This is a genomic window from Dietzia sp. 179-F 9C3 NHS, from assembly GCF_045369825.1.
GTDB lineage: Bacteria > Actinomycetota > Actinomycetes > Mycobacteriales > Mycobacteriaceae > Dietzia.
In genome coordinates, this window is the sequence record NZ_JBIQES010000004.1 from 83,080 (window position 1) to 96,074 (window position 12,995).

At 72.7% G+C, this 12,995-nt stretch carries 12 protein-coding genes; 3 read left to right on the forward strand and 9 right to left on the reverse strand.

The window, feature by feature from the left end:
• Nucleotides 1–87: 87 nt before the first annotated feature.
• Nucleotides 88–1,611 (forward strand): aldehyde dehydrogenase family protein, encoded by a 1,524-nt coding sequence (locus ACH0BZ_RS06680; protein ID WP_406897214.1) that lies wholly within the window; start codon nt 88–90, stop codon nt 1,609–1,611.
• Nucleotides 1,611–2,123 (forward strand): DUF779 domain-containing protein, encoded by a 513-nt coding sequence (locus ACH0BZ_RS06685; RefSeq protein WP_406897216.1) that lies wholly within the window; start codon nt 1,611–1,613, stop codon nt 2,121–2,123. Before ACH0BZ_RS06680 ends, ACH0BZ_RS06685 begins: the two co-directional genes overlap by 1 nt.
• Nucleotides 2,124–2,160: 37 nt before the next feature.
• On the opposite strand, the gene ACH0BZ_RS06690 is transcribed toward ACH0BZ_RS06685, so the two are convergent.
• Nucleotides 2,161–2,802, reverse strand: coding sequence for a hypothetical protein (locus tag ACH0BZ_RS06690; RefSeq protein ID WP_406897217.1), 642 nt, complete (start codon nt 2,800–2,802; stop codon nt 2,161–2,163).
• 293 nt (nt 2,803–3,095) lie between these two features.
• Between ACH0BZ_RS06690 and ACH0BZ_RS06695 the strand changes: the two genes are divergently transcribed.
• Nucleotides 3,096–3,725, forward strand: coding sequence for a hypothetical protein (locus ACH0BZ_RS06695; RefSeq protein ID WP_406897218.1), 630 nt, complete (start codon nt 3,096–3,098; stop codon nt 3,723–3,725).
• Here the strand turns inward: ACH0BZ_RS06695 and ACH0BZ_RS06700 are convergent.
• From ACH0BZ_RS06700 to ACH0BZ_RS06735, 8 genes are all read right to left on the reverse strand, one after another.
• Nucleotides 3,703–5,286 (reverse strand): glutamate synthase-related protein, encoded by a 1,584-nt coding sequence (locus ACH0BZ_RS06700; protein WP_406897219.1) that lies wholly within the window; start codon nt 5,284–5,286, stop codon nt 3,703–3,705. The two genes, ACH0BZ_RS06695 and ACH0BZ_RS06700, sit on opposite strands and share 23 nt — an antisense overlap.
• Before the next feature lie 38 nt (nt 5,287–5,324).
• On the reverse strand, nt 5,325–6,446 hold the full coding sequence (locus ACH0BZ_RS06705) for a glycerate kinase (RefSeq protein ID WP_406897220.1): 1,122 nt from the start codon (nt 6,444–6,446) through the stop codon (nt 5,325–5,327).
• A 111-nt stretch (nt 6,447–6,557) separates the two neighbouring features.
• Complete coding sequence (locus ACH0BZ_RS06710; protein WP_406897222.1) at nt 6,558–7,118, reverse strand: hypothetical protein; 561 nt, start codon at nt 7,116–7,118, stop codon at nt 6,558–6,560.
• A 382-nt stretch (nt 7,119–7,500) separates the two neighbouring features.
• The gene (locus ACH0BZ_RS06715) at nt 7,501–8,649 is read right to left on the reverse strand and encodes a DUF4185 domain-containing protein (RefSeq protein WP_406897223.1); all 1,149 of its coding nucleotides are present in this window, start codon (nt 8,647–8,649) and stop codon (nt 7,501–7,503) included.
• A gap of 33 nt (nt 8,650–8,682) precedes the next feature.
• A complete protein-coding gene (locus ACH0BZ_RS06720; protein WP_406897224.1) occupies nt 8,683–9,909 on the reverse strand; it encodes an ABC transporter permease in 1,227 nt (408 codons plus the stop codon).
• Nucleotides 9,906–10,796, reverse strand: a complete 891-nt coding sequence (locus ACH0BZ_RS06725; RefSeq protein WP_406897225.1) for an ABC transporter ATP-binding protein — start codon at nt 10,794–10,796, stop codon at nt 9,906–9,908. The genes ACH0BZ_RS06720 and ACH0BZ_RS06725 overlap by 4 nt, the downstream gene beginning before the upstream one ends.
• A 140-nt stretch (nt 10,797–10,936) precedes the next feature.
• Entirely contained in the window at nt 10,937–11,593 is a 657-nt protein-coding gene (locus tag ACH0BZ_RS06730; protein ID WP_406897227.1) for a response regulator, read from the reverse strand.
• Nucleotides 11,590–12,921 (reverse strand): sensor histidine kinase, encoded by a 1,332-nt coding sequence (locus tag ACH0BZ_RS06735; RefSeq protein ID WP_406897229.1) that lies wholly within the window; start codon nt 12,919–12,921, stop codon nt 11,590–11,592. The genes ACH0BZ_RS06730 and ACH0BZ_RS06735 overlap by 4 nt, the downstream gene beginning before the upstream one ends.
• Between the last annotated feature and the right edge of the window lie 74 nt (nt 12,922–12,995).

Below are 12,995 nucleotides of genomic sequence, written 5' to 3' on the forward strand. Positions count from 1 at the left end.
GGTGCTGCAACGTCCGGGCGCCTAGTGTCGCGGATCACAGTCGCCCGCCGCAGGGGTGGGCGACGCGAAGAAGCGAGAGGTGTCGAGATGGCCGTCTTCTCCCAGCCCGGTTCCGCCGATGCGGTGATGAGTTTCGAGTCCCGGTACGAGCACTACATCGGCGGCGAGTGGGTCGCGCCGGCGAAGGGCGAGTACTTCGAGGTTGTCACCCCGGTCACCGGGCAGACGTTCACCGAGGTCGGCAGGGGTACGGCCGAGGACATCGAGGCGGCCCTGGACGCTGCGTGGAAGGCGGCGCCGGCGTGGAACTCGTCGTCGGCCACCGAGCGGTCGCTGGTTCTGCTGCGAATCGCCGACCGGATGGAGGAGAACCTCGAGAAGATCGCGCTGGCCGAGTCATGGGACAACGGCAAGCCGATCCGCGAGACCATGGCGGCGGACATCCCGCTGGCCATTGACCACTTCCGCTACTTCGCCGGCGCGATCCGCGCCCAGGAGGGTGGGATCTCCCAGATCGACGACGACACCGTCGCCTACCACTTCCACGAGCCGCTCGGCGTGGTGGGCCAGATCATCCCGTGGAACTTCCCCATCCTCATGGGCGTGTGGAAGCTGGCCCCGGCGCTGGCGGCGGGCAACTGCGTGGTGCTCAAGCCGGCCGAGCAGACCCCGGCGTCGATCATGTTCCTCATGTCGATCATCGGTGACCTGCTGCCCGCCGGCGTGGTCAACGTGGTCAACGGCTTCGGCACCGAGGCCGGAAAGCCGCTGGCCTCCAACCCGCGCATCCGCAAGGTCGCCTTCACCGGCGAGACCACCACGGGGCGCCTCATCATGCAGTACGCGTCGGAGAATCTCATCCCGGTGACCCTCGAGCTGGGCGGCAAGAGCCCCAACATCTTCTTCGAGGACGTCATGGACGCCGACGACGACTTCCGGCAGGCCGCCCTCGAGGGCTTCGCGATGTTCGGCCTCAACCAGGGCGAGGTGTGCACCTGCCCGTCGCGCGCGCTGGTGCAGCAGTCGATCTTCGACGACTTCGTGGACCTCGCGATCGAGCGCGTCAAGCAGATCAAGCAGGGCAACCCGCTGGACACCGACACGATGCTCGGCGCCCAGGCGTCCACCGACCAGCTCGAGAAGATCCTGTCCTACATCGACATCGGCAAGCAGGAGGGCGCGGACGTGCTCACCGGCGGCGCGCGGGCCGAGCTCGACGGCGACCTGGCCGGCGGCTTCTACGTCCAGCCGACGGTGTTCCGCGGCCACAACAAGATGCGGCTGTTCCAGGAGGAGATCTTCGGCCCCGTCCTCTCGCTGAGCTCGTTCAGCGACTTCGACGACGCCATGATGATCGCCAACGACACCCTGTACGGCCTGGGCGCCGGCGTGTGGTCGCGCAACGGCAACACCGCTTATCGCGCTGGCCGCACGATCCAGGCCGGCCGCGTGTGGACCAACACGTACCACCAGTACCCGGCCCACGCCGCGTTCGGCGGCTACAAGCAGTCCGGCATCGGCCGCGAGAACCATCTCATGATGCTCTCGCACTACCAGCAGACCAAGAACCTGCTGGTGAGCTACTCGGGCAAGCCGCAGGGCTTCTTCTGATGGACTCCGACGACGTGTGCGGTCTGCCCTCGGGCGGCAGCGTGCCCATCGCGGCGCGCGCCACCCCGCCGGAGGGCGCGCCCCCGGGCCTGCCGTCGCGCGTCGTGGCCACCGCGCCGGCCGTCGAGCTCATCCGCGAGCTCGTCGGCCGGCACGGCCCGGTGATGTTCCACCAGTCCGGTGGCTGCTGCGACGGCTCGGCGCCCATGTGCTACCCCGACGGCGAGTTCCGCGTGGGCCAGCGCGACGTGCTGGTGGGGGAGTTGGTGCTCGCTGGCGACGGTGCCGTGGACGGCGGCGAGCCCGTCCGCGTGTGGATCTCCGGCACCCAGTTCGAGACCTGGAAGCACACGCAGCTCGTACTGGACGCGATCCCGGGCCGCGGCTCGGGCTTCAGCCTGGAGAACCCCACGGGCAGGCGCTTCCTCTCCCGGGCGCGCACGTTCACGCCCGACGAGCAGGAACTCCTCGACGCCCACCCGCCGCGGACCGGCGCGGACCTGGAGGAGTAGGGCTGGGGCCGGAACAGGGGCCGCGCCGCCCCGCCGGTCAGCGCAGCGACACGTCCGACGGCGAGTAGGTGAACCCCTCGTCGTCACGATTGGTGCACGTCACGGTGTCCTCGGCGAGGACGGTGCACGCGATCCCGGCGGAGACCAGCGTCTCGCCCTCCTCGAGGGTGCCGAAGGGCACGCCGTCCACCGGGTGCGGACGCTCCGCGGCGTTGACGAGCTCGGCACCGCCGTCGGAGAGCAGGTCCACGGCGTTCGGCGCGGTGCGGCCGCCGGCGAGATCGGGCACGTCGGGCAGGCCGGGCGGCATCGCGCCGTAGCAGGTGGCGTGCGGCTCGTCGTGGTCCGGATAGATGCCGCAGCCGGCCTCGCCGGAGGGCAGGGAGAAGAACGAGCGGCCGGTGGCGAGCGAGCCCTCGGGGGTGAAGTCGCTGGTCATCACCTGCACCCCGGGGACCTCCGGGGTCGTGGGGCGGACGATCACCTGGACGTCGCCGTCGTCGCACCTCGTGGCGAGACCGGCGAGCTCGGAGCTGCGCGCGGTGGGGGAGGCGCACGAGAACCCGCGGACGTCGGGGACGATCTGCGCGTTGCCGTACTCGCCCGTCCGTCCCATGTCGTAGTACTCGTCGAGCAGCGCGGTGACCTCTGCGCAGTCCATCTCGCCGCGGTTGACCACCACCTCGAGGCCGTCGCGGGTGCGCGGGTCGTCGGCGCACCGGGGAGGCCCCGACGCATCGCGCTCGCCGCCTGTGGCCTCGCCGCCGGTGGTGTCGGCGAGATCCTCGCGGGGGGTGACCGGGACGGTGCCACCGTCGCAGGCGCAGAGGCCCAGGGTGACGACGACGAGGACGGCGGCGGCGGGACGGCGGCGGATGATGGGGATCTCCTCGGGATCGCGGGGGTGTGCAGTCCAGAACCCTAGCCGCCGACTCGCCCTGGTGGGAGGTTCCCCGGCGGTAGGCTCGGGGCATGGACACCGACCGAGCCCCCGCGACCGATCCGCTCGACGCCCGGGTCGAGTTCCTCACCCCCGACATCCGCGCCGACCTGCTGGAACGCTGGAACGAACCGCAGCGCAGGTACCACAACGAGACCCACCTGCGGGCCGTGCTCCACGCCGTGGACCGGCTCGAGGACGAGGGCGAGGCGTTCGACGGCACCGCCGTGCGCCTGGCCGCGTGGTTCCACTGCGCGGTGTTCGACCCGGCGGCCTCGGAGAACAGCGAGGCGTCGGCGCTCGTGGCCGAGCGGCTGCTCGATCCCGCGGCGCCGGTCGAGGAGGTCGCGCGCCTGGTGCGGCTCATGGGCGGGCACCGCGTGGAGCCGGGCGACCTCAACGGCGAGGTGCTCTCCGACGCCGACCTCGCGGTCCTGGGCTCCGACCCCGAGACCTACGACACGTACACACAGGACGTGCGGCACGAGTTCGCGCACGTTCCGGGCGAGAAGTTCGTCGCCGGCCGCCGGGCCGCCCTCGAGGGGCTGGTCGAGCGCAGGTCGGTGTACCTCACCACCGCCGCGCGGGACGCGTGGGAGAAGCAGGCTCACGCCAACCTCAACCGCGAGCTGGGCCTGATCAAGGCCGGCCAGGTGGGCTGACGCCGGGCGGGGCGTAGGCGGCGGTGTGTTCGGCCACGCCCATCTCGATCATGAGGTCGGTGATGGCCTTCTGGTCGTCCTCACTCGGGAAGCCCATGCCGGCGCCGTAGCCATAGACCTCGGCGAGGGGCTTGGCCTCGCGGGTGCCCCATGCCAGCTCGACGTCCTCGGGGCCGATGAGTGCGGGGTGCGGGACGCCGACGGCACCGGAGACCTTGATGAGCTCGCGGCGCAGTGAGCGCAGGTAGCGGGCGCAGCGCTGGGCCTTGTCGGTGGGATCGACGCCGCGGACCAGCCACGGGTTCTGGGTGGCGACGCCGGTGGGGCAGCGGTCGGTGTGGCACTTCTGCGCCTGGATGCAGCCGACGGAGAGCATGGCCTCGCGGGCCACGTTGATCATGTCGATGCCCAGGGCCATGGCGACAATGGCGTTCTCGGGGATCCCGAGCTTGCCGGAGCCGATGAACACGACGTCGTCGGTGAGCCCGGCCTCGGCGAAGACGCGATAGACGCGAGGGAAGCCGAGGCGGAAGGGCAGGGAGACGGCGTCGGAAAAGACGAGCGGGGCGGCGCCGGTGCCGCCCTCGCCCCCGTCGATGGTGATGAAGTCGACGCCGCGCTCGCGGGTGGACATGGCGGCGGCGAGCCGCTCCCAGAACAGCATGTCGCCGACGGCGGACTTGATGCCCACGGGCAGGCCGGTCCGGTCGGCGATGGTCTCCACCACGTCGAGCAGCGAGTCCACGTCGTGGAAGGCGGTGTGCCGGGACGGACTGGCGCAGTCCTCGTCCTTGGGGATGCCGCGGATCTGCGAGATCTCGTCGGTGATCTTGGCGGCGGGCAGCAGGCCGCCGAGGCCGGGCTTGGCGCCCTGGCTGAGCTTGATCTCGATGGCGCGGATGGGGTGCTTCTCACACAGGGCGACGAGCTTGTCGAGGTCGAAGCGGCCCTCGGAGTCGCGGACGCCGAAGTAGGCGGTGCCGATCTGGAAGACGAGGTCGGCGCCGTTCTGGTGGTAGGCGCTGAGCCCGCCCTCGCCCGTGTTGTGCAGGCAGCCGGCCAGGGCGGCGCCCCGGTTGAGCGCCTCGACGGCCGGCGCGGAGAGCGAGCCGAAGCTCATCGCAGAGATGTTGACCAGCGACTCGGGGCGGAAGGCGCGGGCGCGGCCGCGGGCGCCGCCGAGGACCTTGGCCGGCGGGAGCGGGAGGGTTTCGCCGGAGTGGGCGTGGGCGGAGACGGTGACGCCCACGAAGGTCCGCTGCTTGATGATCGGGTAGCCCTCGTCGAACTCCACGTCGTTGTCGGTGCCGAACCCGAAGGTGGTCGCCGCGCCGTCGGCGGCCCCGTAGATCCACTCGCGCTGGTCGCGGGTGAACGGCCGCTCCTCGTCGTTGCTCGCCACGATGTACTGACGCAGTTCGGGGCCGATCGAGCTGATCGCCATGCGGGCGTGGCCGAGGATCGGGAAGGTCCGCAGGATCGGGTACTTCTTCTGACGCAGGTCGGAGGCCGCCACGGTGGCGAGGGCGGCGAGGGGGGCACCGAGGAGCCATTTGCGCATGACCCCATCATGGGCCAGCGCGCGGGACTGCGCAGCGGTCAGGGCAGGACGCGGCCCACGACCTCGGCGGTGGTGGCCTCGAGGAGCGGCCCGGCGTTGGCCTTGGACCGGGCGAGGTCCGGCTCGCGGTCCATGAGTGCGGCCGCGGCCACGAACCCGGCGGCGGCCACCCGGTCGGCGCCCAGGTCGAGCTTGCCGCACACGGCCACCACGGGCACGGCGTGGGAGCGGCACAGCGCGGCGACGCCCATGGGGGCCTTGCCGTGCATGGTCTGGTCGTCGAGCCGGCCCTCCCCGGTGACGACGAGGTCGGCCGCCGAGACGATGGAGTCCAGTCCGGTGAGTGTGCCGAGGACGTCGAAGCCGGGCTCGAGGGTGGCCCCGAGCAGTTCCCGCGCCGCGAATCCCACGCCGCCGGCGGCGCCGGTGCCGGGGGCGTCGTCGTCCACGTCGTGACCCTGCGCGCGGAGCACCTCGACGAGGCGGGCGAGGCCGGCCTCGAGGGCCTTGATGTGCTCGTCGGTGGCGCCTTTCTGCGGGCCGTATGTGCGGGCGGCGCCCCAGGGGCCGAGCAGGGGGTTGTCGACATCGCAGGCCACCCGGATGCGGGCCCCGCGGACGGCGGGATCGAGCCCGGACAGGTCCACCCGGGCCAACCGGGCGAGCGCCCCGCCGCCGTCGGGGAGGTCCTCGCCGTCGTCGTCGAGGAACCGGGCCCCGAGCGCCGAGAGCATGCCGGTCCCACCGTCGGTGGAGGCGCTGCCGCCGATACCGAGCATGATGTTGCCGCGGCCGGAGCGCAGGGCGGCGAGGATCACCTCACCCACGCCGCGGCTCGACGCCTCGAGCGGGCGGGGCTCGCCGCCGGGGAGGCGGAGCAGGCCGCACGCGTCGGCCATCTCGACGAACGCGGTGTCGGGGTCGATGGCGGCGAAGGAGGTCTCGATGGCCTCGCCCGTCGGGCCGGGGACGGTGACGGGCACCGGGCGGGCGCCGCCGGCCACCATCACCTCGAGGCTGCCGGTGCCACCGTCCGCGACGGGGCGCTCCACCACGTCGGCGTCGGGGTGGGCCAGGCGCGCGCCCCAGGCGGCATGGTGGCAGGCCTCGAGAGCGGTGAGGGAACCCTTGAAGGCCCCGCAGGCCACGACGATCGTCACGCCTGCATCATTCCATCCCGGGCCAGGACAGACACGAACCCGGGGTCGCGACGGTCAGAGTTCGTCGCGACCCCGGGTTGGGAAGGTGCATCCGTGGATGCGGGAGGGGGATCAGTCCTTCGCGTCGTCCGCGGCGTCGTCGCCACTGCCGGCGCTCAGGCCGGCGAGGATCTCGGTGAGCGAGCCCGAATCGGCGGCGGGATCCTCGTCGTCCTCGTCGTCAGCCGGCTCCTCGCTGGAGCCCGGGAGCGAGCCAGAGTCACCAGTCAGCGAGCCCGTGTCGAGCGAGCCGTTGGCGTCGTTCTCGTCGTTGTCGTCGGCCTCGTCATCGGAGGAGCCCGGGAGCGAGGAGCCCTCGCCGGAGCCGTTGTCCACGACGTCGCTGCCCGTGTTGGGCGAGACGCCCAGGCTGCCGAAGCTCACCGAACCCGGGGCCGTGGCGCCGGCGCCGAGATCGAGGTTGAAGGTGAGGCTGCCGAGGTCGGCCTCCACGCCGGTGTCGATGGCGGACTCGGACGGGACGGCATCGGCGACGGCCTCAAGGCTGCCGGGGCTCTCCTGCGCGGAGGCGATACCCGGGAGGGCGATCGCGGCGCCGATGCCGAACGCGCCGACGGCGGCGATGCGGGCGGTGTTGCGGTTCGTGGTGGTCTTCCGATGGGTGTTCGTCACAGAACTGCTCTCCGATCTGCATTGGCCACGATGTCTCTCATCGCGGGCGCCCCGGTCGGATCGAGGCGCGTCGGCGACCCTACAAGCGATCTCTGCGACTGTCAGGAGCCTGAATTGGTCAGCGGCGCTTGGTGTAACGATCCGATGCCGATCCCTGACCCACCGGCCCGGGGGTGCCGTCACGCCCCCGATCGGGCCGTCCGGCGGCGCGCGCACGCAGGCGACATGAGGAGGGCCTGAGCGGCGCGGAGGCCCCTACGGGGGTGGCGCGGGAACGGGCGGTCGGTTGCTCGAATCCGGCGCCGATATGTGATGAGTATCACAGACGTTGCGGTCGGTGCGCTGCCCCTAGGCTGAGTCAGTGACCGGGCCCGCGAGTGACTCAGCCGCGCGGCGGCCGGGGGATCGTGCTCACGAACTGCATGGACCGGTACGGCCAGCCGGCGGGTCCGGCGGCGGAGTCGTGGGTGTTCCACTGGCTCACCACGACGTGCCATTCCTCGGGGGTGGAGCCTGGGATCGGGCAGCCGCAGTAGAGCTGGGCGACGCGTGCGGGGCCGGCGGCCGGGTCGGTGCCGTCGGACTCGTCGCCCCACGCGCACCCGGGCAGCAGGGTGGTGCGGGTGGTGACGGCGGGGTCGAGCAGGTCCGCACCGATGTGGGCGAAGGTCAGGCAGTCGATCCGGTAGTGCTCGGCGTCGAAGTAGGTGAGGGTCCAGAAGTCCTCGCAGCGGCGCAGATACATCTCGCCCACGCGGCCGGGCAGGACCACGGTGGTGGGCTTGCCCCAGCCCCACTCGCCTTTCTCGAAGCCCCAGGTCTGCCAGTGCGACAGGTCCGGGTCGGCGAGGTGCTCCTCGCGGACGCGCATGAGGATCACGCCCTTGTCGCGCTGGAACCCGGTGGACATGACGTACACCCAGCCGTCGCCGCCGGTCTCCCACGTCCAGAGCTGACGGTGGCCGCCCTCGAGGCGGGCGGCGAACTCGGCGCCGGTGGGCTCCCAGGTGCGGCCGTCGTCGGTGGAGCGGTGGATCTCGGTGCGCAGGACGTTGCCCAGGCCCTCGTTGACCATGACGTGCAGGTACATCGTGTCACCGATCGTGAGAACGTCACTCGGCAGCACCGTTGAGCAGCCGCGGCCGTGGACGTAGTCGAGCAACTGCGCCGCGTAGTCCTCGGGGCCCGGCCCGGCGGCGTCGGCCCACTCCACGCCTCCGGCGAGGTCTGTGGTGTCGGTGAACAGGCCCACGGGGGAACGCCAGTCGGGGTTGCCGGGGCCCGGGCGCTCGTCGGTGGTGGGGGTGCACTGCTCGATGCCGGGGTGGGGCCGGCCCACGTGCGGGGCGCCCACGCCGGCGCCGGCGTAGGTGTCGCCGAACACGGCGAGGATCCGTCCCGACGGTGTGCGGGCGCAGATGCCGAGGTCGGTGCCCTCCATCCCGAACGCGGTGGTGATGCCGGGCCCGGTGAGGTCGCGGATCTTGCGGGTGCCGGCGGGGCTGGTCGGGGGCGGCGCGCTCTGCGTCATGCCCTCGAACCTACCGGCCCCGCCCGGCGACCCTCACTCCTTCAGCGCGAGCGCCTGCCGATAGGTGAGCCTGCCCCCAGTCTGCATGAGCGAGCGGCGGTAGATCCGCTCGGCCAGCAGGATCACGCCCGCCGTGAACGCGGCGGTCACGCCCAGGGAGAGGACCGGCTCCCACCACGCGGCGTCGCCGGCCAGCAGCCGCAGAGGCATCGCCACCACCGACACGAGCGGGACGTAGGAGGCCACGGTCAGCCCGGCGCCCTCCAGGAAGAGCCCGGAGAACGCGGCCACGGCCACCGCCATGATGATCGGGGAGGCGGTGGACTGCACGTCCTCGGCGCGGGTGGCCAGGGCACCGGCGACGGCGAAGAGGGCGGCCAGGGCCACGAAGCCCAGGAAAAAGAAGCCCAGGTACCAGCCGGCGGCGGCGCCGATCGCCGGCAGCATCGAGGAGTAGTCGGTGAAGCTCAGGCCGAGCAGCCCCAGCCCCACGAAGATCGCCATCTGGCCCAGCGCGAGGACCGTGGATCCCACCACCTTGCCCACGAGGAGCTGGCGCAGGGGGATCGCGGCGGCGAGGATCTCGACGATCCGGGATTGCTTCTCCTCCACGACGCTGTTGGCGATGGCGTAGCCGAAGAGGATGGCGGCCATGTAGAAGAGGAACACAAAGGCGAAGCCGGCGACGTACCGGACGCCCTCGTTGCTCGTCCCCTCATCGAGAAGCCGCTCGCCGACGTGGGAGCCGGCGGTGAGCGCCTCGACGGTGGTGCCGGCCTCCCGGGCGTTGGCGTCGAGGGCTGCGGCGGCGACGGCGGAGGAGACGGACGCGGTCACCGAGCCGGGCACCGAGTCGCGGCCGACGAGCGTCCACCCGCCGTCCTCACGGACCAGGCCCACGTCCACCTGCTCGGAGCGGACGGCGTCGGTCACGGCCGCCGCGTCGGCCCGCTCCTCGACGAGCAGTTCCGTGGGGCCGGCGCCGGCCTGCTCGGGGGCCTCGTCGGCGGCCGCGACGAGCTGCGCGGCGGCCGGTTCGGCGACGGCGACGGTGGTGGTCTCCGTGCGGGAGGCCATGAGGAAGGAGGCGCCGAACGCGATCACGATGATCGCCAGGGTCGACAGGGTGGAGATGATGAAGCCCCGGTCGCGGAGCTTGACCGCGATCTCGCGCCCGGCCACGATCAGCCAGGGCGCGTCGGAGCCGGTCCGGTCGGAGTCGGCGTGGTCGGTCCGGGCGTGGTCGGTAGCGGTGGTCATGCGGTCACCTCGCGGTAGATGTCGGAGAGGGCGGGGACGATCTCGGCGTACTCGCGGACCCCGCCGCGGGCGAGGGCCTCGCGCAGGAGGGTGTCGCCGGCGGCCGGGTCGGCCAGCTCGAGGACGGCGGCGGGGCCGTCCACGTCGACGACGTCGACGCCGTCCGCGCCGCGGACCCAGCCGGCGTCGCCGTCCAGGACCAGCCGGTGTCGCACGCGGCCCCGGCGGCGCAGGTCCTCGACCGTGCCCCAGCCCACGAGCCTCCCGGACGCGAGGATCGCGAGCTGGTCGCACAGCCGCTCGACCAGGTCGAGCTGGTGCGAGGAGAACAGGACGGGCACGCCGCGCGCGGTGTGCTCCCGCAGGAGGTCGACCATGGAGTCGACGGCGGCGGGGTCGAGGCCGGAGAACGGCTCGTCCAGGACGAGCAGGTCGGGCTTCCCGATCACCGCGGCGGCGATCTGGACCCGCTGCTGGTTGCCCAGAGAAAGCGACTCGAGCTTGTCGCCCGTGCGCGCGCCCAGGCCGAAGCGGTCGAGCAGGTCGGTGGCGTCGCGGCGGGCCCCGGCGGCGCCGCGGCCCTGCAGCCGGCCCAGGTAGACCAGCTGGTCGAGCACCGGCTGCTTGGGGTAGAGGCCGCGCTCCTCGGGCATGTAGCCGAAGCCGCGCCGGTCGGCGGTGGTCACCTCGTGGCCGCGCCAGCGGACGGTGCCGGAGGTCGGCGCGAGCACGCCCATGATCATGCGCATCGTGGTGGTCTTGCCGGCGCCGTTTCCGCCGACGAAGCCGGTCATGCGGCCCTCGGCCACCTCGAAGCTCACCTCGTCCACGGCGGTCACGCCGTCGGCGCCGCCGAAGCGGCGGGTGAGCCTGTCCAACTCGAGCATCGTCCGTCCCCTCGTCGTCGATCGCGGTCGTCCCCGACGCTAGGGGCGAGCGGGCCGGAGCGGATCAGCCCTGCGACCGAGATCGCGCGCCCCGTACGGGGAGTCGCCTCCGTCGTGAGGGGGAGGGGCTCGGGGGCGGGTCAGGGGACGACGAGGCCGGACTCGTAGGCGAAGACCACGGCCTGGACGCGGTCCCGCAGGTGCAGCTTGGACAGGCACGACGACACGTGCGTCTTGACGGTGGCCTCGCCCAGGACCAGCTCGGCGGCGATTTCGGCGTTGGACATGCCGCGGGCGACCAGGCGCAGGACGTCGGTCTCGCGGCCGGTGAGCCGCTCGAGGTCCGCCGCGCGGGGGGCCGCGGCCGGGGCGTGGAGTTGCTCGATCACCCGCATCGTCACCTCGGGGGCGAGCAGGGCGTGGCCGTGGCCGACCGCGCGGACGGCCTCGACGAGCTCCTCGGGCCCGGAGGTCTTGAGCAGGAATCCTCCCGCGCCGGCGCGCAGGGCGTCGAAGAGGTAGTCGTCGCGGTCGAAGGTCGTGAGGATGAGCACCGAGGCGAGGTCCTCCGCGGCGATCGCTCGGGTGGCCTCGATCCCGTCCATGACGGGCATCTGCACGTCCATCACCACCACGTCGGGCCGCAGTTCGCGGGCGACCTCGAGGGCCCGGGCACCGTCGGGCGCCTCGCCCACCACGGTGAGGTCCGGTGCCGCGTCGAGGACCAGGGAGAAGCCGCTGCGCATGAGCGCCTGGTCGTCGACCACCAGGACGCGGAGGTCGGACCTCGCCGTCATGACCCCTCCCCGAGCGGCAGGCGCACGCGGACCCGGTACCCGCCGGTCACGCGCGGGCCGATCTCGCACGTGCCGCGGTGCGAGGCCACGCGTTCGCGCATCCCCAGCAGTCCGACCCCGGAGCCCGAGGTGCCGGTGCGGGGCCGCCCGTCGTCGATCACCTCGATCTCGGCGTAGCGGCGGGCGCGGTCGAGGCCGGTCCGCAGGGTCACGCGCGCGGTGTCGGCGGTCGAGTGGCGGCGCACGTTGGCCAGCGACTCCTGGGCGGTCCGGTAGAGGGAGAGCCCGATCGCGGCCGGGACCGCGTCCACCGGCACCGCCGGGTCCACGGCCTCGGCGAGCTCGGCGCGGAAGCCGGGCCCGTGGAACCGTTCGACGAGGGACCCCAGGTCGGCGAGCCCGGGCTCGGACCGGCGGGACGTGCCTGCCCCGTCGTCGCCGTCCTCCGGGTCGCGGAGCGTGCCGAGCAGTGAGCGCATCTCCTCGACCGCGGTGCGGGAGGAGTCCTCGACGGTGCGCAGGGCCGCGGCGGCGCGGTCCGGGTCGGTGGGCAGGACGGTCCGGGCGGCGCCGGCCTGGACCCCCATCGCGGCCACGTGGTGCGCCACGACGTCGTGCAGTTCGCGGGCGATCCGGAGCCGCTCGTCCACCACCGCGCGCTCGCGCTGCTGCTCGGCGTGCCCGGCGATGGTGGCGGCCTGCTCGGCGGTGAGCGCGCGGGCGCGCGCCGAGCGCCAGCTCATCACCCCGAGCGCGGCCGCGCCGCCGAAGTAGGCCACGTTGAGCAGCGAGGTATAGAGAATGAACGCGGGGACGGGCCCGAGGACGCCCACCGACGGCGACTCCCGCTCCTCCACCGTGTCGAGCACCTCCTGGATGCCCTGGCCGAGCGCGAAGTACCAGACCACCCAGCCCACCAGGACGAGCGTGACCAGCGCGGCCGTGGCGGTGAGGAGGCGGCGGTCCCGGGCCCAGGCGACGGCCGAGTAGACGGCGACGAAGTACAGCACCTGCTGAGAGGTCTGCCCCATGACGACCGGCTGGAGCGTCCCCACCACGACGAGGTGGATCGCGGCGGCGGCGCCCACCGTGACGGGGTAGCGCCGCCGCCCCACGAGGAGGGCGGCCGCGCTGCCGACGGCGAGGTACTGCTGCCACAGCGGCTGGCTCACGGAGCCGAGCGCTCCCACGGACCGCACGAGTTCGAGCGCGAGGGCGGCCACCAGGAAGGCGGCGCCGGCCACGATCGCGTCAGTGCGCAGATAGCCGGCGGGCAGAGGGCGCCGCCAGTCGGAGTCGGCGTCGAACACCCTGAGGATCCGGTCCATGGCGTCGACGAGCCTAGCGCCGCACCGCTCCTCGGCATTGTGGCCATGTCACGATTCGGTGACACCCGAGCGGT

Bases quoted from the DNA above. Each gene is read 5' to 3' on its own strand.
- ACH0BZ_RS06680 (WP_406897214.1), top strand. From the start codon at position 88: ATGGCCGTCTTCTCCCAGCCCGGTTCCGCCGATGCGGTGATGAGTTTC.
- ACH0BZ_RS06685 (WP_406897216.1), top strand. From the start codon at position 1,611: ATGGACTCCGACGACGTGTGCGGTCTGCCCTCGGGCGGCAGCGTGCCC.
- ACH0BZ_RS06695 (WP_406897218.1), top strand. From the start codon at position 3,096: ATGGACACCGACCGAGCCCCCGCGACCGATCCGCTCGACGCCCGGGTC.
- ACH0BZ_RS06700 (WP_406897219.1), bottom strand. From the start codon at position 5,286: ATGCGCAAATGGCTCCTCGGTGCCCCCCTCGCCGCCCTCGCCACCGTG.
- ACH0BZ_RS06715 (WP_406897223.1), bottom strand. From the start codon at position 8,649: ATGACGCAGAGCGCGCCGCCCCCGACCAGCCCCGCCGGCACCCGCAAG.
- ACH0BZ_RS06720 (WP_406897224.1), bottom strand. From the start codon at position 9,909: ATGACCACCGCTACCGACCACGCCCGGACCGACCACGCCGACTCCGAC.
- ACH0BZ_RS06725 (WP_406897225.1), bottom strand. From the start codon at position 10,796: ATGCTCGAGTTGGACAGGCTCACCCGCCGCTTCGGCGGCGCCGACGGC.
- ACH0BZ_RS06730 (WP_406897227.1), bottom strand. From the start codon at position 11,593: ATGACGGCGAGGTCCGACCTCCGCGTCCTGGTGGTCGACGACCAGGCG.
- ACH0BZ_RS06735 (WP_406897229.1), bottom strand. From the start codon at position 12,921: ATGGACCGGATCCTCAGGGTGTTCGACGCCGACTCCGACTGGCGGCGC.